Annotated in this window: 19 protein-coding genes; 7 read left to right on the top strand and 12 right to left on the bottom strand. The window is 45.2% G+C overall.

What is annotated here, in order from left to right:
* Positions 1 to 62: 62 nt before the first annotated feature.
* The 8 genes from JGK36_RS18055 to JGK36_RS18020 all read right to left on the bottom strand — a co-directional run bounded on the left by JGK36_RS18055 (position 63) and on the right by JGK36_RS18020 (position 12,517).
* The gene (locus JGK36_RS18055; RefSeq protein WP_293196825.1) at positions 63 to 2,549 is read right to left on the bottom strand and encodes a sulfotransferase; all 2,487 of its coding nucleotides are present in this window, start codon (positions 2,547 to 2,549) and stop codon (positions 63 to 65) included.
* A gap of 173 nt (positions 2,550 to 2,722) precedes the next feature.
* Entirely contained in the window at positions 2,723 to 4,795 is a 2,073-nt protein-coding gene (locus JGK36_RS18050; RefSeq protein WP_293180950.1) for a Wzt carbohydrate-binding domain-containing protein, read from the bottom strand.
* Positions 4,796 to 5,587: an ABC transporter permease gene (locus JGK36_RS18045; protein WP_293180947.1), complete on the bottom strand. Its 792-nt coding sequence runs from the start codon at positions 5,585 to 5,587 to the stop codon at positions 4,796 to 4,798.
* Positions 5,584 to 6,816, bottom strand: a complete 1,233-nt coding sequence (locus tag JGK36_RS18040) for a glycosyltransferase (protein WP_293191065.1) — start codon at positions 6,814 to 6,816, stop codon at positions 5,584 to 5,586. Before JGK36_RS18040 ends, JGK36_RS18045 begins: the two co-directional genes overlap by 4 nt.
* 264 nt (positions 6,817 to 7,080) lie before the next feature.
* Positions 7,081 to 8,397, bottom strand: coding sequence for a glycosyltransferase (locus JGK36_RS18035; protein ID WP_293191067.1), 1,317 nt, complete (start codon positions 8,395 to 8,397; stop codon positions 7,081 to 7,083).
* Between the two features lie 217 nt (positions 8,398 to 8,614).
* Complete coding sequence (locus JGK36_RS18030; protein ID WP_293180935.1) at positions 8,615 to 9,814, bottom strand: glycosyltransferase; 1,200 nt, start codon at positions 9,812 to 9,814, stop codon at positions 8,615 to 8,617.
* Between the two features lie 248 nt (positions 9,815 to 10,062).
* Positions 10,063 to 10,191 (bottom strand): hypothetical protein, encoded by a 129-nt coding sequence (locus JGK36_RS18025; protein WP_293196823.1) that lies wholly within the window; start codon positions 10,189 to 10,191, stop codon positions 10,063 to 10,065.
* Positions 10,192 to 10,402: 211 nt separating this feature from the next.
* Positions 10,403 to 12,517: a thioredoxin domain-containing protein gene (locus JGK36_RS18020; protein WP_293196822.1), complete on the bottom strand. Its 2,115-nt coding sequence runs from the start codon at positions 12,515 to 12,517 to the stop codon at positions 10,403 to 10,405.
* 126 nt (positions 12,518 to 12,643) lie between these two features.
* Between JGK36_RS18020 and JGK36_RS18015 the strand changes: the two genes are divergently transcribed.
* The 4 genes from JGK36_RS18015 (at position 12,644) to JGK36_RS18000 (ending at position 15,753) form a co-directional block, all read left to right on the top strand.
* Positions 12,644 to 14,242 (top strand): PQQ-binding-like beta-propeller repeat protein, encoded by a 1,599-nt coding sequence (locus tag JGK36_RS18015; RefSeq protein ID WP_293196821.1) that lies wholly within the window; start codon positions 12,644 to 12,646, stop codon positions 14,240 to 14,242.
* 37 nt (positions 14,243 to 14,279) lie between these two features.
* The gene (locus JGK36_RS18010) at positions 14,280 to 14,507 is read left to right on the top strand and encodes a hypothetical protein (protein ID WP_293201030.1); all 228 of its coding nucleotides are present in this window, start codon (positions 14,280 to 14,282) and stop codon (positions 14,505 to 14,507) included.
* Between the two features lie 84 nt (positions 14,508 to 14,591).
* Complete coding sequence (locus JGK36_RS18005) at positions 14,592 to 15,089, top strand: 2TM domain-containing protein (protein WP_293180923.1); 498 nt, start codon at positions 14,592 to 14,594, stop codon at positions 15,087 to 15,089.
* A 289-nt stretch (positions 15,090 to 15,378) separates the two neighbouring features.
* Positions 15,379 to 15,753 (top strand): hypothetical protein, encoded by a 375-nt coding sequence (locus JGK36_RS18000; protein WP_293180920.1) that lies wholly within the window; start codon positions 15,379 to 15,381, stop codon positions 15,751 to 15,753.
* Positions 15,754 to 15,848: 95 nt separating this feature from the next.
* On the opposite strand, the gene JGK36_RS17995 is transcribed toward JGK36_RS18000, so the two are convergent.
* Entirely contained in the window at positions 15,849 to 16,115 is a 267-nt protein-coding gene (locus JGK36_RS17995; protein ID WP_293180917.1) for a hypothetical protein, read from the bottom strand.
* Between the two features lie 254 nt (positions 16,116 to 16,369).
* Between JGK36_RS17995 and JGK36_RS17990 the strand changes: the two genes are divergently transcribed.
* The 3 genes from JGK36_RS17990 to JGK36_RS17980 all read left to right on the top strand — a co-directional run bounded on the left by JGK36_RS17990 (position 16,370) and on the right by JGK36_RS17980 (position 18,620).
* Positions 16,370 to 17,593, top strand: a complete 1,224-nt coding sequence (locus tag JGK36_RS17990; RefSeq protein WP_293180914.1) for a hypothetical protein — start codon at positions 16,370 to 16,372, stop codon at positions 17,591 to 17,593.
* Between the two features lie 10 nt (positions 17,594 to 17,603).
* A complete protein-coding gene (locus JGK36_RS17985) occupies positions 17,604 to 17,837 on the top strand; it encodes a hypothetical protein (RefSeq protein ID WP_293180911.1) in 234 nt (77 codons plus the stop codon).
* Positions 17,838 to 17,984: 147 nt separating this feature from the next.
* Complete coding sequence (locus JGK36_RS17980; protein WP_293180908.1) at positions 17,985 to 18,620, top strand: restriction endonuclease subunit R; 636 nt, start codon at positions 17,985 to 17,987, stop codon at positions 18,618 to 18,620.
* A gap of 150 nt (positions 18,621 to 18,770) precedes the next feature.
* On the opposite strand, the gene JGK36_RS17975 is transcribed toward JGK36_RS17980, so the two are convergent.
* From JGK36_RS17975 to JGK36_RS17965, 3 genes are all read right to left on the bottom strand, one after another.
* On the bottom strand, positions 18,771 to 19,106 hold the full coding sequence (locus tag JGK36_RS17975; protein ID WP_293154020.1) for a ribulose bisphosphate carboxylase small subunit: 336 nt from the start codon (positions 19,104 to 19,106) through the stop codon (positions 18,771 to 18,773).
* A 46-nt stretch (positions 19,107 to 19,152) separates the two neighbouring features.
* Complete coding sequence (locus JGK36_RS17970; protein WP_293196819.1) at positions 19,153 to 19,566, bottom strand: chaperonin family protein RbcX; 414 nt, start codon at positions 19,564 to 19,566, stop codon at positions 19,153 to 19,155.
* A gap of 135 nt (positions 19,567 to 19,701) precedes the next feature.
* On the bottom strand, positions 19,702 to 21,132 hold the full coding sequence (locus JGK36_RS17965; RefSeq protein WP_293154026.1) for a form I ribulose bisphosphate carboxylase large subunit: 1,431 nt from the start codon (positions 21,130 to 21,132) through the stop codon (positions 19,702 to 19,704).
* Positions 21,133 to 21,574 lie beyond the last annotated feature (442 nt).

Genomic DNA, 21,574 nt, shown 5'->3' with positions numbered 1-21,574 from the left:
ACTTGTAGGGTGCGTCAGTTGAAATGTTTTTGATTGTCTTAAAAATCTCTGGCTGACGCACCCTACAAATATACACATCTACGAACCAATTCCCAGAAATTTTCTGCTGTTACTTGAAGGCGGGGTAGCGACATTAAAGAATCGTGAAAATTGCTCGTACTCCATCTATATGATACACCGAAACTATACCCACTTGCTCCGATTAAATGCGCTACAATTTCATCGACATTCCCGTAGGGATAGGCAAAAACTCTCACAGATTTCCCTAATCCCCGTTCCAAAGTTGCGCGGGATTTCGCCGCTTCGCGCACAATTTCGGTGGGGGACAATGAAGTCAGAGGCTGATAGGTGGCAGACATGGAACCAAATTCAATCCCTGCATCCCGCAATTGTCTAATTTCCGGCCATTCCATTAACTGTACTTGTTCAAATTCGGCTTTTTCCCAACTATTTGTCTTTCCTATTGACTCGGCTACTAGAAAAACAGTGGCTGTAAAGTCAAAGCGTTTTAGCAAAGGGAAAGCGTAGGTTAAAAAGTCGAGATAGCCACCGTCAAAAGTTATTAATACAGCTTTACCTGGTAAAGGAGTTTTAGTTAGTTTTGCATTTTGCCAATCTTCCCAAGTTGCACTGTAATAACCATTTTCTTTCAGATACTGCAACTGTTGTTCAAAAACCTGCGGAGTAATTGCATTTAAACCATCGGGAGAAATGCGACGGTAGGCGAGAATCGAGAGTTGTTCTGTAATGCTATCATTGTCAAATATTTGAGTTTTCACTGAGTGAGAAACTTCTCGGTAAGGCGATTTTTGCCAAATGATTTCTGGTGCGTAAAATACTTGCTTTGGTAACTCGTTTTCTCTGGGAATTTGGATTATCACTTCCCCTGCGATTGCTGCTGATTTCGTTAATTCCCGCAGCGCCTGGGCTGGGAGTGCGGCGCGGCGGCTGATACTGGTTCCTGTTGCACCACATCGCCTACCGAACATCACCGCATCTTGGGGGTAAATGCCCCTAGAACCCTTTGCATTCAACCAGTCGGGCAGATTCGACCTTTGTTGTGCAGTAGAGGTTAAGCGCGATCGCAACGATTGCTTATTATCTAACGGTTTTCCCAACAAAGCTTCTCGCACGGTGGCGACGCACAACTCAAAACCGATATTTCGAGTAATTGTCGATCGCACTTTTTGAGCAGAAACAAAGTTATTTTCCACGGTAACGGTTACAATAGCGATCGCCACACCGCCTACTGTCACCAGCACGTCAATTTCAGCAAGCTCAACTTTTATATTAGTCAATTCTTCGCTAACTTCCACAGCAATCAAGTCTCCATCGAGAGTGATTGTGACTGCTTCATCGACGGTTTCGGGATTGTAAAAATTAGCCTCAACCCAATTAGGACGATTCCAGATTTCTTGTAAAAATAGCGTCCATTCCAGTTGGGGAGTTTCTGGATTGTCTTGAAAGAAGCGTGAAAGTATTGGCCAAGCAAACTGGGCTGCGATCGCATCTGCCAACACCGTACCCGTCACAATCCCGTCACAGACTGGCAATTCAATAAGGGACTTGCGTAGAAATAAGAGCCCAGCCATGCTATTGTATTGTCGAAGGAGCAGCCAAAGGATTGGTATAGTATTAAGCTCCAAATCCCTAACTTCGAGTTCAACACCTGCTAACTTGATTGTACAGCAAACGCGATTGAATATTTGTGGAACCTTAATATCCGAAATTAATTCGCTCACCTCCACCGTAACCTTGTAGGCAATTCTCGAATTTACCCACTCGATATGAGTTAGAATATTTTTAATTTCACTATCTTTAAAAACTCGATGATATTTGTGAACCTTAGTGCTTTGAATATCCCTGGCAATTCCTTGATGCCAAGGTAAATTCAAACTCAGCTTAGCTGCTTTTTCCTTATAATTAATCAGCATTCCAGCATCATACTCAATTCCAATAAAATTACAAATATCCTCTAGAACTAACTTTTTGTTTTCTACAAGATCTTCATATCTAACCAAGATATGATTAGATTTATCAAGATAGTTATGGCTAGTTAATACTGCATATTTCCATCCCTCGATACAGCGATCTAAATCCCAACCACCGCCCCACAATTCGTTAAAATCCCGAGTGGCTTCATACATAGAAGCGATGCAATCCATACTATTTCGCAAAATATGTATAAACTTAACATCTGGCAAAAAGCGGTCTATATCCTCAATAAAATATATGTGTTCCGGCGTTTTTTCCAACCAAATGCTTTTGTTCTGTTCCGCAGCCAAACCATCCAAAACTCCGACAAACCAACTAACTTTAGCTTCCACACTTTGATTGTCATCAAAACCTTGCAAAAGTTCAGGGCGATTAATCTCATCATTAAAAAAAGCTTCCATCCTGCTTGGCAACTTTGCCGCAAACTTCTCGTACAATAAATAGTGAAAAAACTTAGATTCAGGAAAAGAAATAACTTCAGGATGAGCCGCTAATAAACTCTGAAGAATTGTAGTACCGCTTCTTGGAGCTCCTACTAAAAATATTCGTTGCATTGTTGATTTTATATTAATAAACTGGCGATCTAATTTTTTTCGTGGAGTGGGGGCGGGTTTATCTAGATTGTTGGTAAAAATTAAATATGGTTGGTTAACCCGCCCCTACAGGAATTATGTTTTACCGTATTAATCCGCGTTAATCCGCGTTCATCTGCGGTTTCACAAACATCCTAACTCCAACTAAAATCTTCCTTCAACAAATCAGAAAGCTCCTGATTGTAAGGCTTAAAATAATTGGTTAATTCTTGTTCTATTTCCGGAGGCATATTACTGTAATCTTCGGCACTATTACCCTGATATTCTTTGACAGCACTCGCCTTAACATCCAAGAATTCTAACACCTCTGAAAACACATCTCCCGGATTTTTTTGAAAATCTTCGCTTTTGATAATTAGCAACTGTTCCCTGGGAAAATAATCGAGCCAATTCTTGATTTGTTCGACATAAATTCCTCTCGACAAGTAGGAATAATGCTGGTGGTTGAAACTGTAATAGCCTTCATCGGCTTTGAATTTTTCGATCTCACCTTTGAGTCTGTCTGGTTCAGATGCGATCGCCTTTTCAAAATCTAGCTTTTCACAGCCGATCGCCACTTCTAAATGATAGTGCATCCACGCTCTTTGTACCGGGTTGCGGAGCATCACAATCAGCTTAACATCCGGGAAACACTTGTAAACCCGCTCGGCCACCAACGGATGGTAAATATAGTAAGGAGTCATCTCCCACAGCAGCACTTTGTCACCCGCAACACTCCGCGTCAACTGCTTGCTGTACCACTCAACACCGCGCTCGAAATTCAATTCAAAAAAGTGTACTTGCTTAGCACCTTCTTTGATATTTTGCAAGTGATTTTCTAGATAACCGTATAAAGCCTCGGTGCTGCACTTTTGAGCGCCCAGAATTAAAAAGTCAGGTGACTGCTTATTTTTCAACTGAGTGGAAATCTTGGCGTAGCTGGGATTATTTTTGTTCAAAGCGTGAACTTTGTCAGTTGTTTCTGGCAAATCCAGCACCTCCATTTTGCCGTCAAACTCCCAGCGGTAGGGCGGACAAAGGATCGTTTTTTGGTGTACAGTCGATCGCACGTACAGCGGATAAACGTGCCAGTGATAATCGTAAGCGTAGGCCCAACTCTTCTCGTAAACCCCAGGATTCACGTAATACTGCCCGTTTCCTAAATCCAGCCTGTCTACGTGCAGCCGGATTTTGCCTTTACCTTTCGCCAGCGGTATCAACCGGCCCATTTGATTAGTATTAGTCTCAAAACAACTTTGACCGTCTTCCCGACTGATTGTCACCCCAAAAATTGCAGCATCAATCGATTTGGGAACCGTGTAATGAATTTCAATAGTAATCGTATCGCCGCTGTCTATTTCCTCATCCGGCAACACTTTGACATCCGTAATTTCTACTTCCAAAGAACCGAAACGGTTTTCATTAACACGCAATTCCGAGCCTGTACTTGTGACTTCAGGAGGACGCATGGGAGTGCGCTTTTCTGTTTCCGATCGCATTTCCGATAAATACTGACCGGCTACAACTTCCGGCTCTCCGTAAGCCTGGATTTTACCATCCCGCAGCCACAAAGCTCGATCGCACAATTTCTGAATTTGTCCAGCATTGTGAGAAATTAAAACAATCGCACAACCTTTAGTTTTAAACTCGGCTATCTTGTTCAAACATTTAGTTTGAAAAGCCACATCACCAACCGACAAATGTTCATCAATTAAAAGCACTTCCGGATCGGTGTGTACCGCTACCGAAAAAGCCAGCCGCATTTGCATCCCCGTACTGTAAGTTCGTAGGGGGCTGTCAATAAACTGTTCTAATTCCGCAAATTCAACAATATCAGAGAAGCGGCGCGTCGCTTCCCGGTGAGTTAAACCAGCTACTACCGCACCCACAAACACATTTTCTCGCCCTGTTAAATCCGAGTGAAAGCCTGCACCCAAATCCAACAAACCGCCAATTTTGCCATTGACTTTAATACTTCCTTCCTCAGCACGGCCGATACCTCCAATCAGTTGCAGTAGTGTCGATTTTCCTGCTCCATTTTTGCCAAGAATTCCCAGCATTTCCCCAGGAGAAACACTAAAACTCACATCTCGCAAGGCCCAAAAATGTGCTTGTGGCTTCATCCGCCACCACCCCCACAAAGCAGCCTCCATAATCGTAAAAGGTCGATCGGCACTGTAGCTGTTGAAACGCTTGCCTAAACCTTTAATCACAATTGCTTGACGCATTTACAATTCCTCCACAAATCGATCGCTTTGCCGTCTAAAAATTCCCAGTCCGATCGGCAAAAGAGCAGCTACTACTACACTCACAATTAATAATGCCATCCAATCAGGCTGCGTGCCTCTGAGGAGTACAGCTCGGTAAGCTTCAATCAACGGCACCATCGGATTCAACTGATAAAATATCAGATATTCTTTCGGGACGCTGTTGAGGTCGTAGAAAATTGGAGTCAGATAAAAAAGCATCTGCAACAGTACGCCTAGAGTGTGCTGAGTGTCCCGGAAAGTAACGTTCAAAGCAGCGAGGGGATAAGCCAAACCGACTGTCAAAAAAAACTGAATTACCAGCAGCACTGGCAAAAAAAACAGCACTGAATTCGGCTGCAAACCGTCAATTATCAGAAATATCATTAAGACTGGGAGCGCCAGTAAAAAGTGAATTAGCCCTGTTGCTGTTGTGACTACAGGCAAAATGGCGATCGGAAAATTTGGCTGTCTAATTAAAGCGCGGTTGCTGGTGATTAGTCCTGTTGCTTGAAATAAGGCACTTTGAGTCCAAGTCCAAATTAATAAACCACTGAAAGCAAACGAAGAATATTTTGGAATGTTGATTGGAATTACCGATCGAAACACAAAAGAAAAAACCGCCAACTGCAACAGTGGATTGATCAAAGTCCAAGCAATCCCCAGGGCCGATCGCTTGTAGAGTAGTTTCATGTCGCGATCGACCAACTCGCGCAGCAAATCAAAGAAATGAGCGACTTGGCGCCTGTAAACCAGTTGTCCTGCATTTCTCACTGGACACCCCCAGCCATTACCTGCGGTTCAACTTCCTGCGATTCCTCTTCAGCAAGGGCCACCAACTGCCGCGCTTGCAACTGAGCTTCTCGGTAAGCAAAAGGACTTTGCAAAGCCCCCAGCAATTCGCTGACTACGAATTTGCGGGGAAGTTTGCCAGGATTCCGCAAGCGGCGCAGCAGCCACCAACCCAACCACTCAAACACGACAAAGTGCACAAGTTGGGCGCGCCCTACGGTACGGTTGCGATCGCAAGTCAGCAAATAAGCCCCAAAACTGCGCCCGTTATCCTGTAACTGTCGGCTCAAAGCTTTGTCGCTGCGCCGGTGCAAGTGCCACACCAAAGTGCTCGGATCGTAAAAAGTCGTATATCCCTTCGCCAAAATCCGGTGAAACATCTCGACATCGCCAGCGCCGCGTGTCGCCGTCCCCACATCAAGAGCCACGTCAAAGTTGCCCACAGCCTCAAAAATTTGGCGGCGGAAAGCCATATTTGCTCCAACGCCGTAATTGCAAGCCCACAGCAAATCTTTCACCGAAAGTTTGTTACCTTCAACTTTGAATTTGTGTAAATATTGCAGCATTCCGCCGTAAACCAGCTCAAATTGCTGTTGGGGCATGGTTTCCAGTTCCGCAGCCGAGACTAAACCGCTGACGGCCATGACTTCGGGATCGGCAAAGCCAGCAGCAATTGACCGCAGCCAACCTCGATCGGGTCGCGCGTCGTCGTCGGTAAAAGCAATAATTTCGTGGCGGGCTTCCGCGATGCCGCGATTTCGTGCCCAGTCCAATCCTGGCCGTTCCTCTTTGACGTAGCGTACAGGTAATCCCGCGACGTATTCGGCAGTTCTGTTGTTGGAGGGAGCGTTGTCTACAACGATAATTTCGCGATTGGGGTAGTCGAGGGCCAGCAGCGATTCCAGAGCGCCTTTGAGTAAGTCAGTGCGATCGCGCGTACAGATGACAACGCTAATTGGTGGCAATTCTCGATCGAACTCTGCGATCGGGGCTAACTGCTCTGCCAAACTCAATTGAATCAACGTCTTGCCCATCTGCTCGACAATTGTTTGTCGCACTCGATCTGCCGAGATTGTCTGTTCCCAGGGATTGTTATTAACATAGCCCCAGCCGATCGGGCGTCCTCGGTAGCGAACCAAGATGCGGACGCCTTCATATTTTTCTAGTCCCCTAATCGGATTTATCTGTTCAGTAAACTCGATCTCAAGCATTTTTATTGCCATAATTTCCTCCTAACTAAATATCCGACTTGGAATCTGGCACTTTTAGATTTTAGATTTTAGATTTTAGATTTTAGATTGAAAAATTGATGGCAATTGTAATCTCAAATCGGCAATCCAAAATCGGATGGAGCATTAGGTATTTAGTATTTGTGATTGGCGATTAGGAAAATTACTAGCCATTAACATGAAGCACTAGCTATTAATTTCACTATTCCCATTACCTATTACCCCTTACAACTTACCAATTAGCAATTATTTAATTGCCAAAACACGATCTTCAAAAGCAAGTAAAGGTTGTGTTGCGATCGACTCAGAACTGTGTGGCATACCGTTAACCGCCATCGCTCTCGCCAGCGGTTCGGCTAAGTGCAGCGCCAGAATCGTTCGCAGGTGAACTCCCCGTAAAGGTTCGGCGCCAACTTCGGGAGGGATGTGACCGATTGTCAGCTTGTCGTAGTAAAGGTAAATACCGGCGGGTCTTTCGGCATCAATCCTTTGTTCTGCTGCTTCCAAACCTTGCTGCAAATCGATTTCTATTTCGTTTTCTGCCAAATCCGCGCGGGCCGGGCCTTCTTGCAGAAAACTAGAAATGCCCGATCGAGTTTTCAATTCGTCTACCACACCACGGAAGTACCAGTAACCGCGCAATTTAGTGTTCAGCCACCGCCAAGTACCGCGCATCCGGACAGCTTCTAGTAAATCTAGCGATCGTCTCAGTCCCAACACCAGCAAATCTAGCGCGGCCGGCCAGTAAAAAACCAGGGCGACCAAAATCCGATCGACCAGAGAGTAAGGAGTTTCGTAATCCCCTACGTGCAGAGTAGGTCTGAGTTCTGGGTGCCTCTGACCCAGCAAGACATCGGAGCGGCCTTCCGCACGCGCGCGCCGAAAAGAGCGATCGAGGTTGTTAGTTTCGTGTTCGTAGTGATACCCGACTGCATCCGCTGCCACAGCAAAAGGTATATTTGCTTTGAGCAAGCGTAAGCCGAACTCGTAATCTTCATGGGCAGTGCCTTGGCCGAAGCCTGAATCGAAGCCTCCGGTGCTAGCAAACAGTTCTGCATCCAGAGAAAGGTTGCCGGTGAGCAAGTCTTGATAAGTGTAACGATGAGCAGGCTGGCTCATCTCATAAAATTTTTCTTCCCACCAAGCCCGCACTGTTACGTCAAAGAATCTAGTCCCTCCCTGCAATTTAGGAGGATAAGGGCCGATTACCGCGCAGCCCGGACGCTGTTGGTGAATGCGTACATGACTTTCGACTAAAGGCGGAGTTGGTTCGATATCGTCGTCTATAAATATCAGCAGTTTTCCGGTAGCGGAGGCTGCTCCGGTATTCCGGGCGATCGAAGCAGCCCGACACTTTGCTTCAATAACCTGTATTTTAAACGGAGCTTGGTAGTCTTTGAGCATTGCCAAAGTATCGTCAATGCAGCTATCTGCAACTACCGTCACTTCGATGAGGTCGATCGGATAAGTCTGCGAGTGCAGGGCATCGAGAGCGCGCCGCAGCGAATAACTGCGGTTGTGACTGGGAATAATTACGCTAACAGTGAGATTTTCCCTGTTCATAATTGGTAATTGGTAATAGGAATTGGAAGATGGAAGATGGAAGATGGAAGATGGAAGATGGAAGATGGAAGAATCTCAGCTAATAACGTTCGCGAGCGGGGACGCTCGCGCTAATAACGTTCGCGAGCGGGGACAGCACTATGACTAATGACTAATGACTAATGACTAATGACTAATGACTAATGACCAATGACTAATGACTAATGACTACTGACTACTAACTACTAACTACTGACTTCCCTTTAATTTCTTGCAACCGTTTGCGAGAAGCAAAATAAGCCATCGGGCCGCCGATGCAGCCGCGAAGTTGAGCTAAGAGCAAGTCTTTTGGGATAGAGTCCGGTTTGTTTCGCAAAGAAGCAATCAACTCAGGCAGTTGTTTGTAGCGCAGCCATCCCCAGGCTAACAGCGGTATGCTAAACTCCCGATTTTTCACCAAAGTGCGCGTCCAGAAAGCGTAGACTCCAATTCCGTAGCAGTACATCGTTTTGCGCAAATCTTCCCAATCGCGCCGGTGACGATGCCAGCTTAGAGCCCTCGGTTCGTAGATAATGCGATAGCCCGCAGTCAGGATGCGGACATAAAGTTCGTGATCTTCCCCGCATTTTGCAGGCGTCCCCACACCCAAAGCTTCGTCAAATAGACCTACGCAGTCGATCGCGCTCTTCCGCAAAGCCATACTCGCCGAAACACCTATAGGAGCTACAATCAGCGGGTTGCAGTACGCCCCGTCGAAGATGACTCGCTGAAATCCACGTCCGTGGGGGCTGTAACGCTCGAACCATTCTTGAGCTTCAGTTTCGAGTTCCAAAGGCATTACCAACCCGGTGACACACATAACTCGCGGATCGCCGAAATTGTGCAAGAGCGATCGCAACCAGTTCGGATCTGGTACTGCATCGTCATCTGTCAGAGCGATAACTTCCCCCTTAGCTTCCAGCACAGCGCGGTTGCGGGCAGTGCTAGACCCCGCCACGTCTTCCCGCACGTAGCGGACTTTTGGGTAATTTTCGACCAGTTCCCTCGTAGCCTCCGTGGCGGGACAATTGTCAATTACTAAGTATTCCTGACCGTCGTCGGGCAGCCGCATCAAGGCGTCGAGACAGCGCTGCAAATCTTCCGGGCGATCGCGCGTGCAAACCGCTACAGTGGCTGTGGGCATTGCCTGTACTGGCCCGCGTTCGTCCCATTCCAGGGTCTCGTAGAGCCAATTTTTCCACAGGTTATCGCCCACAGCATTCATCAGTGTTTCCCGCAATTGGGAGCCGTCTATGCGACCTCCGACTGCGGGTAAAGTCGCTTGACCGATCGGTTTTCCGTGCAGTCTAATTAAAACCAAGGCTTTGCTGTAACGCTCCTCAACCGCTATTTCTGGCGGTAGTTGGGAGATTTCCAGGTCGAGAATAGCTGTTGCCATTTTAGATTTTAGATTTTAGATTTTAGATTGCAGAATTGTGAATTTTAGATTGCTGAACAAGGTTCAAAAAAAACATCTATTCTCCGTATTTTACCGGATGTCTTTTAGCCAAAATTGTTGTACGAGATAGCAATTTATCAATGTCATACTTGTCGCTCACCGATCGCGAATCAAACATAAAGCCTCATTTTGGTGATTGCTGTTATTTATTTTTACTTTCTATCGTCGGCTGATGTCAAGTTTTTTTTCTACACAATTTTTACCGCCGAAGGCGATCGCACGTCCGGGCTGATGTCAATTGCAGGTGTTAATCGCCCATGCTGTCGAGGTGACGATAGAATATTTAGTCGAGATTTTGGCAAATTGAGGGCTAACATTGAAAGGACTAAAGTCCTTACTACGAACCAGTTTGTAGTAAGGACTTCAGTCCTTCTTTTTCTCTAAAGGTTTGTAGTAAGGACTTCAGTCCTTCTTTTTCTTAAAAGGTTTGTACTAAGGACTTCAGTCCTTCTCCTCTAAAGGTTTGTAGTAAGGACTGAAGTCCTTCTCCTCTAAAAGTTTGTAGTAAGGACTGAAGTCCTTCTCCTTCTATACTCGCGTTTGACTGTGCAGAATTTCTGCTAACAGCATCTCTTGGCTTTTCGCAGGTTCTTTGCAAGTCAAACACTCACAAACTAACCCGATAACACCTTCAGGTAAATCAGCCTCAATCTGACAGACAGCAGTCGGATAATACCGCGAAATCAATCCAGAAATCTGGTCGGGCGACGTGCGAATTAGGGTAGAATGCTGGTACCAATCTAAAGCCGAAAGTAGACTCGGACAAGCTTGGGGACTATCTCGGACAATACTGCTGAAAGCTTGCAAAGCTTGTTGGGCGCGATCGAGATATTCTAAATTTTGACCCAGCAGCGCCAAGCGAACCAAAGAGGCGATCGCAACTCCATTAGCCGCCGGAGTAGCATTGTCAGTATAACTGCGTTCCCGCACCAACAAATCCCCGCTAGCATCCTTAGCAGTATTGTAATACCCGCCCAATTCCAAGCTCCACAAAAACTCATCAAACTCATCTTGCACCCGCACAGCTTTCTCCAACCAAAACTGAGAATTCGGCAATTGCTGTACAGATTCCCCGTTTCCTAACATCAAACTCGCTTGATGCAAATCCAACAAAGCTTTCACAAACAAAGCATAATCTTCCGACTGCGCCGCCACCGCCGATTGTCCGTCATAATTGAGTCGCTGAAACCGCCCGTCAATCCACTGATTGTCTAAAATAAAATTAGCAGCTTTCACAGCCAATTCCAAATACTCAAAATTCCCAAAAACAGCCGCCGCCCGCGCCAAACCCGAAATCATTAAGCTATTCCAAGCCGCAATCATTTTCGTGTCAGTAACTGCTGGAATTCTCCCCGGCCAACTGTCGTTTTTTGCTTCCTGATTGTTCCGCGCTGGCGGAAAGGTTTTTACAGTATCTGGATGGCCGCCGTAGCGCAGAGCAAAAAGTTTAGCTAAAGCCGTTTCTACCGTGGTACTGAATTTTCCCGGATGTCGGCGCTGCAATACATTTTTGCCTTCAAAATTGCCGCTGCGACTAATATCAAACGCTTCTTGAACTTCAGCAAATTCCTCGACAGTTAACAGCGTTTGTAGTTCGGTGTAAGTCCAAACATAAAACGCTCCTTCTTCCGGCTCAGACCCCCCCGTTGTCCCCCCTTGGTAAGGGGGGGTTGGGGGGGTAAAACTGTCAGCATCCTGTGCAGCATAAAAATAGCCAGTCGGCGCAGTCATTTCTCGCTTCAACCATTCTACTGTCCGCGCGATCGCACTTTCAAAAGCTGGCTCTTCAATTCCCGCGCTCCACAAATTCGCTAAATACTCAACAATTTGACCGTTATCGTAGAGCATTTTTTCAAAGTGCGGCACAGTCCAAGTTGCGTCAACCGTGTAGCGGTGAAATCCCCCCGCTACGTGGTCGTAAATGCCGCCCAAGGCTAAGTCTAAGCCGCGCTGAGTGCAGACTTGTTTGCTGTCATATTTTGCATCAAAATTAAAGCGCGTTCCCCGCAGTGCTAAATCAGCATAGGGCATCATTGGAAAACTCGGCCCGGGGTTACTCCGGGCAATAATTCCGGTGTTGAGTTCTAAGCCTTTTTGGAATATTTCGTGATTTAATTCTGCGGTTGTTACTGACAGCAGCGCCGACTGGTGGAGGTTGTCTAAAATTTCTCCTTTGAAGGCTTGCAATTTGCGCTTTTCTGTATCGTAAAAGCGGCGAATAGATTGCAACACTTCTAAAAATCCCGGGCGTCCGTAGCGGGGAGTTACGGGGAAATAAGTGCCACCGTAGAAGGGAACTCGCTCGTCGGGAGTGAGAAAAACGTTGAGAGGCCAACCGCCTTGGCCCGTCATCATTTGCAAAGCTTGCATATATATGCTGTCGATGTCCGGGCGTTCTTCGCGATCGACTTTTATCGGTACAAACTGCGAATTCATGTATTCGGCGATCGCGCGATCGGAAAATGCTTCTCCTTCCATCACTGTACACCAGTGGCAACTAGAGTAGCCAATTGACAAAAAAATCGGTTTATTTTGGCCCAGGGCCGTTTCTAAGGCTTCGTCGCACCAGGGCCACCAGTCGATCGGGTTTTCGGCGTGTTTCCGCAGGTAAAGGCTTTGGGATTGAGCAAGACGGTTGACCATAATCAAAGATAATTTAACTTGTGCTGAGTAAGTTTGTCAGTTATTTAGCAGTTTAGCGTGAGATGTTTTAGTTAAGTTTTGGCGACAATCATGTTTTAATATTATTACTGATTATCTCGATATAAAATGAGTTTATCATCTCGTCGAAATTTCAATCAACGGCTAGGACATTTTTTGTTGAGTGTTGTAGTTCCTCCTGTCATTCTCAAACAGTGCCAATCCGAACCATCTGAAAAAGCAGAACCATCTAACAAGCCTCTATTAAAAAGCAATAGTGACTCCAAAAAACAGGCAAAAAAATTAGTTCAAGAAGTAGAATTATTCGTACCGACTTTTTTGGGAAATGACCAGCGCAGGTTTTACGGTAGAGGTGTCCCCAAAGGCTTGAAGTTAATCAAGAAATTTGAGCTAGGAAGCGGCCGGACTTTTTTGGGAAGGCAATCTCAAGTTTGGAGTGGTGCCGGTTGGACTGGACAGCCAACAATTATCAGAGATCGGGATAAAACTTATTTAATTATAGGTGCTTTTGACCACTATTTGCACAAAATAGACATGGCGACAAATAAAGAAGTTTGGCGCTATGAATTTGATGATATAATTAAAGGAAGTTCAACAATTTATATCGACAAAACAGCCAACGCCGAAAACAGAATTGTGATTTTGCAAGGCAGCCGCAGTGGCGGTGGTGGCAAAAATCTTGTCCCGAGTTTTAGGGCAATATCTTTTAGAACCGGTAAGGAACTGTGGAAGTTGGACATCCGGAGAACGCCCAGCTACAGTCAGGATAACGATAGCAGTGCTTTGTATCTGGGCGATGGCCTGTTGTTCAATGCGGGGGAAAATGCGATCGGCTATTTTCTCAATAGTTCTGCCAGCAAAGCTAAAGTTAAACAAGGAATTAAGCAACCGCAGATCTTGTCGGAAGTACAGCTTTATGCGCCAGGAGATATCAGCAAGCACGGCGGTAACTTGGTAGCAGAATCATCACCTTCTCGGCTCAAAGATAGACTGTTTATAGCTGCGGGTTCTGGACATATTTATGGGATAAGTATTAAAACAAAAAAGATAGTATGGGATTTCTATACTGGTTCAGATATTGATGGAAGTGCTGTAATATCTAAATCGGGTAAACTGTTTTGTGCGATTGAAAAACAATACATTGCAGGTAACGGCGGAGTCCTCAAACTAAATCCGAACAAAGAACCGAATGCCAGCGTCGAATGGTTTTTACCTACCGGAAATCGCCGACTTTCAGGCTGGGAAGGCGGGATAATCGGTTCGGTGGCGTTGAATGATGAGTACAATCCTGGGGGATTTCCAGCGCTATTTGCCACAAATGCGATCGATGGCAATTTGTACATCGGTTCCCAAGATACGATTACAGGTAAAAAGAATTCTGTACCTTGGCGAAATCAGTCTTACGATACTCCGGTAATCGTGTTTAAAAAGGAGATTGGTTCTTCGATTTCGACTCCGATTTTTACGGATGGCAATAAACTGATTAGTGCGGGATATAATGGTGTTTATTTGTTTGAGTTGAAGTGGGAACGAGCGAAGTCGGGGGATAAGAATGCTTTGAAAAATGCTAAGGGCGAGTTTTACCGTTTGAAGGTAAAAGAATCGGGTAGATTTAAGCCGGGTTTATCGTTTGAGGCGACACCTGTTGTTTGGGATGGGCTTGTGAGGATTTGCGCCCGGGATGGCTGGATGTATACTTTGGGTTAGAATTGATATTTTCCACAATACAGCAGCAACAGGCAAGATGCCTGTTCCACAATACAGCAGCAACAGGCAAGATGCCTGTTCCACAATACAGCAGCAAAGCAGCAACAGGCAAGATGCCTGTTCCACAATACAGCAGCAACAGGCAAGATGCCTGTTCCACAATACAGCAGCAACAGGCAAGATGCCTGTTCCACAACTAATCAATTATCTTGTGGAACGGGCATCTTGCCCGTTCGATCGACTTTCGGCAGTTTCCGGGTGTTGAAATCCGCCAATGTCACCACCTACCGTTTAACAGCGCTTGTCTCTATCATGGAAAGGATATCAGGAATTATAGGAAACTTATTATATGGCGACCAATGACAGTCAAATAAATCAAATTTACGGTGCTGAGGATGCCCAAGGTATTTTACAGCTTGCGATCGCACGGCGACAAGATGACGGCGAACTTTCCCGAGTGCAGCTTTTCGAGATTGGGGCGGAATTAGGCATTTCCGAACAGGATATCGTGGCGGCGGAACAGCAATGGTTAGCCACTAGAGGTGAATTTCAGGAAAAGCTGGTTTTTAACTCTTACCGTCGCGGCAAATTGCGAAAAAACTTGACAAAATACGGCATTGTCAATACTTTTTTAGTTTTGTTTAATCTAGCAGGATCGCATGAGCTTTCTTGGTCACTCTTCATTTTACTAACCTGGGGATTGGGATTGTCGCTGAATGCTTGGAATGTTTATCAAACTGAAGGGGAAGATTACGAACAAGCTTTTGGGCGGTGGCGTTTGAAGAAACAGGTGGGAGAGTCTATCGGCACTGCGACGGATAAGTTTATGAAGTGGTTGCAGTCTTGATATTCAGTCACTCTTTTGTCAATGACATATTTATCAGCTAAAGTCTGCGATTGATTCACAAACTTCGCAATTACAGAGGAAACTAATCAATTTTAACATCAGGCTTCATCGCCCTGACTTCTGCTTTTAGATGAGGATTTAACCTCCAGGCAGGCTATTGCGAAGTGGCAACAATTAATTGCAAATGTAATTAAGTTCGATCGCGCAATCCCAACCTCAACCAAAAAATGCTATAATACCAACTTTAACTGCTAAACATATCCGCGAGCCGAAAACACAAGAAAATCTTATGGTGATTATTACCTCACAAGAAATTGCCCAATTTCGATCGCAATTAGCGGAATATCCCGCAGCCCTCAAAGCCCTAGACGAAATCGAAGATTGTGAAGGCAACATCGAAGATGCAGCTATTTCTCTAGCAATTCAAGCTGGACAAGAACCGAATATCTCTGAAAACTGGTTGGATGGATTGGCAAAAAGATGCCGCGTTGCTATTTGCAAATCTGAGGTAAAAGAAGAGTTGATAAACGGACAATTGAATGCTGCTTTTAGAGATTTAGTTGCTGCCAAAACTTGCCCGCAGATTTTGGTGACATCGGTGATTATTTATGTATTTAAAACTGGGGTAAATGATTTTTGCGAGCCTCTTGAATATCAGTTGTAAAGGTATCGATGGAGTTAAGATTCCCCGATTTCCCAAAACATGATACAACGAGGGGATTGCGTAGGGGATAGCTACGCTGCGCGTACTTTTATCTATCACTGTGCGCGGCTGTAGCTAGCGGGCACGACATCCGGCGACAAACCCAAAGATTTCCCCAGCAAGCGAGCAAGTTGCACTAAAAAATTAGCAGTATCTTCGTCACCTTCCCGGGCCATTGAAGCTGATATCTGGATTAGCATCTGCACAAATCCCGCATCTATTAAATCGGAACAGGAACTTAAAACCTCTGGTTCTTGACCGTTGGGACAGGTAAGCACTCGCTCGATCAAGTTCAAATAAGCCTCTTGACGTTCTGGATTCATTTTGGGGGGAAATGTACAGTAAATAATTTATTATTACGTTTAACTCGGTTCTGTCAATCAGGCGATCGCACAAGCGATCCCCGTCTTTCCTCTAGAAACTCCATTCAGTCAGGAATAGACAGAAGCTTAAAGAAAATCTTAAGTTTTTTGATGCTACTTTAGTGGAGATCTCGGCGCTGATGGCGCACCCTACAATTTAAGGGTAAGGTGCTGATGGCGCACCCTACAATTTAAGGGAATTAGGAATATCAAACATGAAAATAGGAATATTTTTAGGAAATCTCGGAAATCCCGCCATCTACTATCCGACACTAGGCAAAATTACTGGCGGAGTCGCGGCGAGCATTTTTCTGTGCCAATTGTTGCAATGGCAAACACAACAGTCTAACTCGGGCGAATGGGTGAAAACTAACAGCAGCGAAATTGAAAAAGCTACTGGTTTAAATCGCGAAGAACAGGAATTAGCGATACGGCTGCTGAAAGTGCGATCGCTCCTGAAAGCAAAATCCACAAATCCCAACACCGACACTCTCGAACTCTGGGCGGATATTGACGCCTTCGAGGAAAAATTTAATAACTTGTTGACACCTACTTCCGGCGATAGCATAACACAAACAAGCCGCGAAAACAACAATCTTCCTCTAGAAATATTTGCCGAAACTTACACCCCAGAGCGTGCGGTTAAAACTGACAAGTTTTTCGGGCAACCGCGGCAGCAAATAGCGGTTGCAGTCAATCCAAATTATCGATTTAGCGGGCCTTGGAATTCCCAAGAAGAACTGCATAACTTTCAGCGAGCTTTAGAAGAATATGCCAGACAGCATAACTTATGGTTTGGCAATCCTTCGGGATGGGCTTTTAAAATTATTGATAGCATGACAAAGGGCTTAACTTCGACTTTTTGGGACGAGTTTATCGCGGGAATTCCTTTAGGAGAAAGTCAGAAAGTTAAGCGGGAGTGGGAAATTGAGCCGGAAGTGCCTTATCCGGCGTTTGAGGAGGAGCGAATTCAGTATTACGTGCACAAGGGCGAACCGCTGGAAGCAGCGGTATCTAAAGCTCGTGCTGATTTGAGAAACCCGGTTTTGGGGAAGGATTTGTGGGAGGGTTTTTTGCGAAAGTGCGATCGAATTGCGGACGATGCGCTCAAAGCCAAAAACCAAGGGGTAGAAACCGCATATTTACCGTCTTCCTTCAACGAAAGACCACAAATTACCAAAGAAAGTGTGATGAATAAATTAGGGGCGATCGCGCCGCAATTTGCCCTGAATCAATCCACATCTGAACCAATTCCTGAACCGCCAAAAATCGAACAACAACAGCCACCAACTACAGACGAAATCCCGAGTATTTCGTTTTTACAAAAAGCTTACCAAACTTCTCTCGGTCGAAGTATAGTTGAAAAACAAATTGCTGCTAATCCAGAATGGGGCTATGAAATTTTTGACGGTGAAATTGTAGAATCTATCCCTTTTTAATGAGGCTAAAATGAAACGAATTAGCGATATCAATCCGCTGGGAAGTGAGCGCCCAAATCCTTCTAATCCAGAAAGAGAAAAGCTGCGTCAGGAAAGATTGCAGCGCGAGAAAAATTCAGGTTTTCAGCAGTTAATAGAGCTTTGTATTTTGGGCGAATACGACATGGCTAAACAACTTGCAGCCAGAAATTCTAGCTGGGGTTATGAAATAGTTGATGGAGTTGTAGTGGAGCAGATAGATTAGGTTCGTAGTGAGGACTTTAGTCCTTTCAAGTTCGTAGTGAGGACTTTAGTCCTTTCAGCCTCGGTTTTAAGGACTGAAGTCCTTACTACAAACCTAGTTTTGTGCATATGTTATAATTACAATAGAGACTTAATTTGTTTGAAGATTATGACAGTTATTAATGCCAAAAACTTAACATTAGGAGAAGTCCACCGTCTTTTCGGCTTACAAAAGCACTACAACAGCTCATTTACCTCGCTGTTATCCCTTGAAGATATAACAGAACACGAACAGCAGGAACTTATACAAATCCGGGATGACTTCGATGACTACATCTCTACCGATCGCGTTTCTGAAGGATTGGTACAAGCTCTGACTACTTTTCCCTTAATGCGATTAGCTGGCTTCTACCGCCCACCTATTAAAATTAGTCTAGAACAAGACATTGCCGAAATTAGCATTGAAGATGAAGACATAATCATTAAAGGGCGGTTTGATATTTTGGCAGTCAATAAATTAAAATCATTAAGAAGTGAAACATCTTTTTGGGTTTTAGTGATTGAAACTAAAAATTCAGGAATCAACGCATTTATGGGTTTATCCCAATTGCTTACCTATGCTTATCAAAATTTAAAATATCAAGACGCAATCTGGGGTTTGACAACCAATGGAATGGAATATCAGTTTGTCAATATCCGTCGTGGAAATCCGCCCACCTATCAGTTAATGCCTTTGCTAAATCTGATGGAACCAGAATCTTCAGTTGTGTTGCTGCAAGTGTTCAAAGCTATTTGCAAGCTCTAACAATCCAATCTTGAAACGGCGGAAGCAGCTTTTATATGTACAGAGGCGGTTTCAACCGCCGAGTCTTCTGCACAAAAAAATGAGGCGGGGAGAATTCCCACGCCTCAATTTTTAGCTAGCTTTTTCTCTACAAAATAGAGTTGTTAAAGCTTAGTAGCCTCTGGTGTTAGGCTTGTGCACGATGAAGCTCAGCACTTGGCACTGCTTCACGTTGTCAAAACCCATGACGCGGATGTAGCAGGTGGGGTTTTCAGAGCGGCAAGCTTGAACTTCAGTCATGATTTCTTGGACGCTGCGAGCACCAAACAAAGGCAACTTCCACAATGTCCAGTAGCGCATTTCAGCGGCAGAGGTTTCGTTGAATTCTACGCCGGGAATATAGCCTTGATCCAAGATGTATTGCAGTTGCTTGGCAATTTGGGCGTCTGTCAGCGGGGGCAAATATGACAGAGTTTCGTAACGACGCTCTTTAGGTAAAGTCTTCATTTTTTGTATCTCTAAGGTGTGTGTTCGATTCGCCAAGTGCGATCGATTAACTCGACAAATTATCCAGATTCGGTTCAGAATCTATTGAGGATGTTTCAGGATTGCTGCTAGCCACAGACCAATTAAGTTGCGTAATTCGCTCCAAATGCTGGCGTCTGTGTTCCATATTCGACTGTTGAATGCCAGTACAAACCATTTCTGGCAAAAATTCCGTCACATCGTGCGCCAGATATTCTCGCACCGTCATGATCCGAAATCCTAAATCTTGATTTTCCCTCAGCAGTTCCTCAATGTAAGCTTCTCCATCTTGGATTTTGCCCTTGGTGGAAAAGTCATTCAGCCAGATTGCCAGAGGAGGATTGGTTTCGCTCAACTGAGCTACAACAATCCGCACGGATTGATAGGTTAGGTAACTTGCCAGCACCTTAGCGGTGTCTTTCGCAACTTGTTTGAGATCCATTTGACCCCAGCTCCCTCAAATTTTAGGTTTTGAATTTTAGATTTTGGATGCAAACTTACTTGTAAATCTTCTTCAAAGATAAAGACTTAACAGCAAGTTTGCGACCTAAAACTTAAAATCTCTAACCAAAAATCATCAAACGGTATCCATTGCCTCGAACTCAAACTTGATTTCTTTCCAGAGTTCGCAAGCAACAGCCAATTCAGGGCTCCATTTGCAAGCTTCGCGAATGATGTCTCCGCCTTCGCGCATCAAGTTGCGGCCTTCGTTACGAGCTTGAACGCAAGCTTCCAATGCAACGCGGTTAGCTGCTGCACCAGGTGCGTTACCCCAAGGGTGGCCCAAGGTGCCGCCGCCGAACTGCAAGCAGGAGTCGTCGCCGAAGATTTCAACCAAGGCTGGCATGTGCCAGATGTGGATACCACCGGAAGCAACTGGCATGACACCAGGCATGGAGGCCCAATCTTGGGTGAAGTAAATACCGCGGCTGCGGTCTTCTTCGATGTGGTCTTCGCGCATCAAGTCTACGAAGCCCATCGTGATGCCTTTTTCGCCTTCGAGTTTGCCCACAACTGTACCGGAGTGCAGGTGGTCGCCGCCGGACATCCGCAAGCACTTGGCAAGCACGCGGAAGTGGATACCGTGGTTTTTTTGACGATCGATCACGGCGTGCATGGCGCGGTGAATGTGCAACAGAATACCGTTGCGACGGCACCATTTGGCCAAGCTGGTGTTTGCAGTGAAACCACCGGTGAGGTAGTCGTGCATGATGATGGGGGTTTTGATTTCTTTGGCGAACTCAGCCCGTTCCATCATTTCTTCAAAGGTAGGGGCGGTTACGTTTAAGTAGTGACCCTTGACTTCGCCGGTTTCTGCTTGAGCTTTTTCAATAGCTTCTTGAACGAACAAGAAACGATCGCGCCAACGCATGAACGGTTGCGAGTTGATGTTTTCGTCGTCTTTGGTGAAGTCCAAACCGCCGCGTAGAACTTCGTAAACGGCGCGGCCGTAGTTCTTAGCAGACAGACCCAATTTGGGCTTAATTGTACAACCCAGCAAAGGACGGCCGTACTTGTTCAATTTGTCGCGCTCAACGGTAATACCGTGAGGAGGGCCTTGGAATGTTTTCAGGTAAGCAATGGGAATCCGCAAGTCTTCTAACCGCAGAGCACGCAGAGCTTTGAAACCGAAAACGTTACCAACCAAAGAGGTCAGCAAGTTGGTGACGGAACCTTCTTCAAACAAATCCAAAGGATAAGCGATGAAGCAGATGTATTGGTTGTCTTCACCGGGAACTGGCTCGATGTCGTAGCAGCGACCTTTGTAGCGGTCGAGGTCGGTCAGGAGGTCAGTCCACACAGTTGTCCATGTACCGGTGGAAGATTCAGCAGCCACAGCAGCTCCAGCTTCTTCTGGGGGAACTCCTGGCTGAGGTGTGACGCGGAATGCTGCCAAAATATCTGTATCTTTCGGCGTGTAGTCCGGTGTGTAATACGTTAGTTTATAGTCTTGAACTCCGGCTTTATACCCAGCCTTTGATTGAGTTTGGGTTTGCGCGTAAGCCATATCTCGCTTCCTAGTATTCGCTTAATTTTTTTGCCCGATCGCAGGCTCTTAGAAATATATCAATAAAGTGGCGCGTTACAATTTTAATATTCTTTTAATCATCATAAGTATTGTTTATTTAGCTTTACATTAGGAAATTTTATGTAACATATCTTATCAAACAAAAGTGGCGAAGGATGCAGGGCTAAGGGTTGGGGATCGATGAGATTTTAGATTTTAAATTTTAGATTTTAGATTGGAGAAGGAGAAAAAATTAGTCATAAATACTTAAATCATGGTGGAGATCGATTAAATTTTAGATATTAAATTTTGGGTTGGGGGTAGGAAAAAATTAGTTATAAATACTTATAGAACTCCAAAGGTACGTTGTTGGGCTTCAGCCCTCTTCTAATATATGTAAAGAGGGCTGAAGCCCAACAACGTACCTAAAAGTCGGCAGCAT

The organism is Microcoleus sp. PH2017_35_SFW_U_B, from assembly GCF_020737865.1.
Taxonomy (GTDB): Bacteria; Cyanobacteriota; Cyanobacteriia; order Cyanobacteriales; family Microcoleaceae; genus Microcoleus.
The sequence above is the reverse complement of the archived record's forward strand: the minus strand, read 5'-3'. Positions and strand labels throughout refer to the sequence as shown.

Coding starts and splice junctions, on each gene's coding strand:
- JGK36_RS18040 (WP_293191065.1), bottom strand. CDS start 6,816: ATGCTTGAGATCGAGTTTACTGAACAGATAAATCCGATTAGGGGACTA.
- JGK36_RS18030 (WP_293180935.1), bottom strand. CDS start 9,814: ATGGCAACAGCTATTCTCGACCTGGAAATCTCCCAACTACCGCCAGAA.
- JGK36_RS17990 (WP_293180914.1), top strand. CDS start 16,370: ATGAAAATAGGAATATTTTTAGGAAATCTCGGAAATCCCGCCATCTAC.
- JGK36_RS18055 (WP_293196825.1), bottom strand. CDS start 2,549: ATGCAACGAATATTTTTAGTAGGAGCTCCAAGAAGCGGTACTACAATT.
- JGK36_RS17975 (WP_293154020.1), bottom strand. CDS start 19,106: ATGAAGACTTTACCTAAAGAGCGTCGTTACGAAACTCTGTCATATTTG.
- JGK36_RS17970 (WP_293196819.1), bottom strand. CDS start 19,566: ATGGATCTCAAACAAGTTGCGAAAGACACCGCTAAGGTGCTGGCAAGT.
- JGK36_RS17965 (WP_293154026.1), bottom strand. CDS start 21,132: ATGGCTTACGCGCAAACCCAAACTCAATCAAAGGCTGGGTATAAAGCC.
- JGK36_RS18025 (WP_293196823.1), bottom strand. CDS start 10,191: ATGTTAGCCCTCAATTTGCCAAAATCTCGACTAAATATTCTATCGTCA.
- JGK36_RS18000 (WP_293180920.1), top strand. CDS start 15,379: ATGGTGATTATTACCTCACAAGAAATTGCCCAATTTCGATCGCAATTA.
- JGK36_RS18020 (WP_293196822.1), bottom strand. CDS start 12,517: ATGGTCAACCGTCTTGCTCAATCCCAAAGCCTTTACCTGCGGAAACAC.
- JGK36_RS18015 (WP_293196821.1), top strand. CDS start 12,644: ATGAGTTTATCATCTCGTCGAAATTTCAATCAACGGCTAGGACATTTT.
- JGK36_RS18005 (WP_293180923.1), top strand. CDS start 14,592: ATGGCGACCAATGACAGTCAAATAAATCAAATTTACGGTGCTGAGGAT.
- JGK36_RS18035 (WP_293191067.1), bottom strand. CDS start 8,397: ATGAACAGGGAAAATCTCACTGTTAGCGTAATTATTCCCAGTCACAAC.
- JGK36_RS18010 (WP_293201030.1), top strand. CDS start 14,280: ATGCCTGTTCCACAATACAGCAGCAACAGGCAAGATGCCTGTTCCACA.
- JGK36_RS17985 (WP_293180911.1), top strand. CDS start 17,604: ATGAAACGAATTAGCGATATCAATCCGCTGGGAAGTGAGCGCCCAAAT.
- JGK36_RS17995 (WP_293180917.1), bottom strand. CDS start 16,115: ATGAATCCAGAACGTCAAGAGGCTTATTTGAACTTGATCGAGCGAGTG.
- JGK36_RS18050 (WP_293180950.1), bottom strand. CDS start 4,795: ATGCGTCAAGCAATTGTGATTAAAGGTTTAGGCAAGCGTTTCAACAGC.
- JGK36_RS17980 (WP_293180908.1), top strand. CDS start 17,985: ATGACAGTTATTAATGCCAAAAACTTAACATTAGGAGAAGTCCACCGT.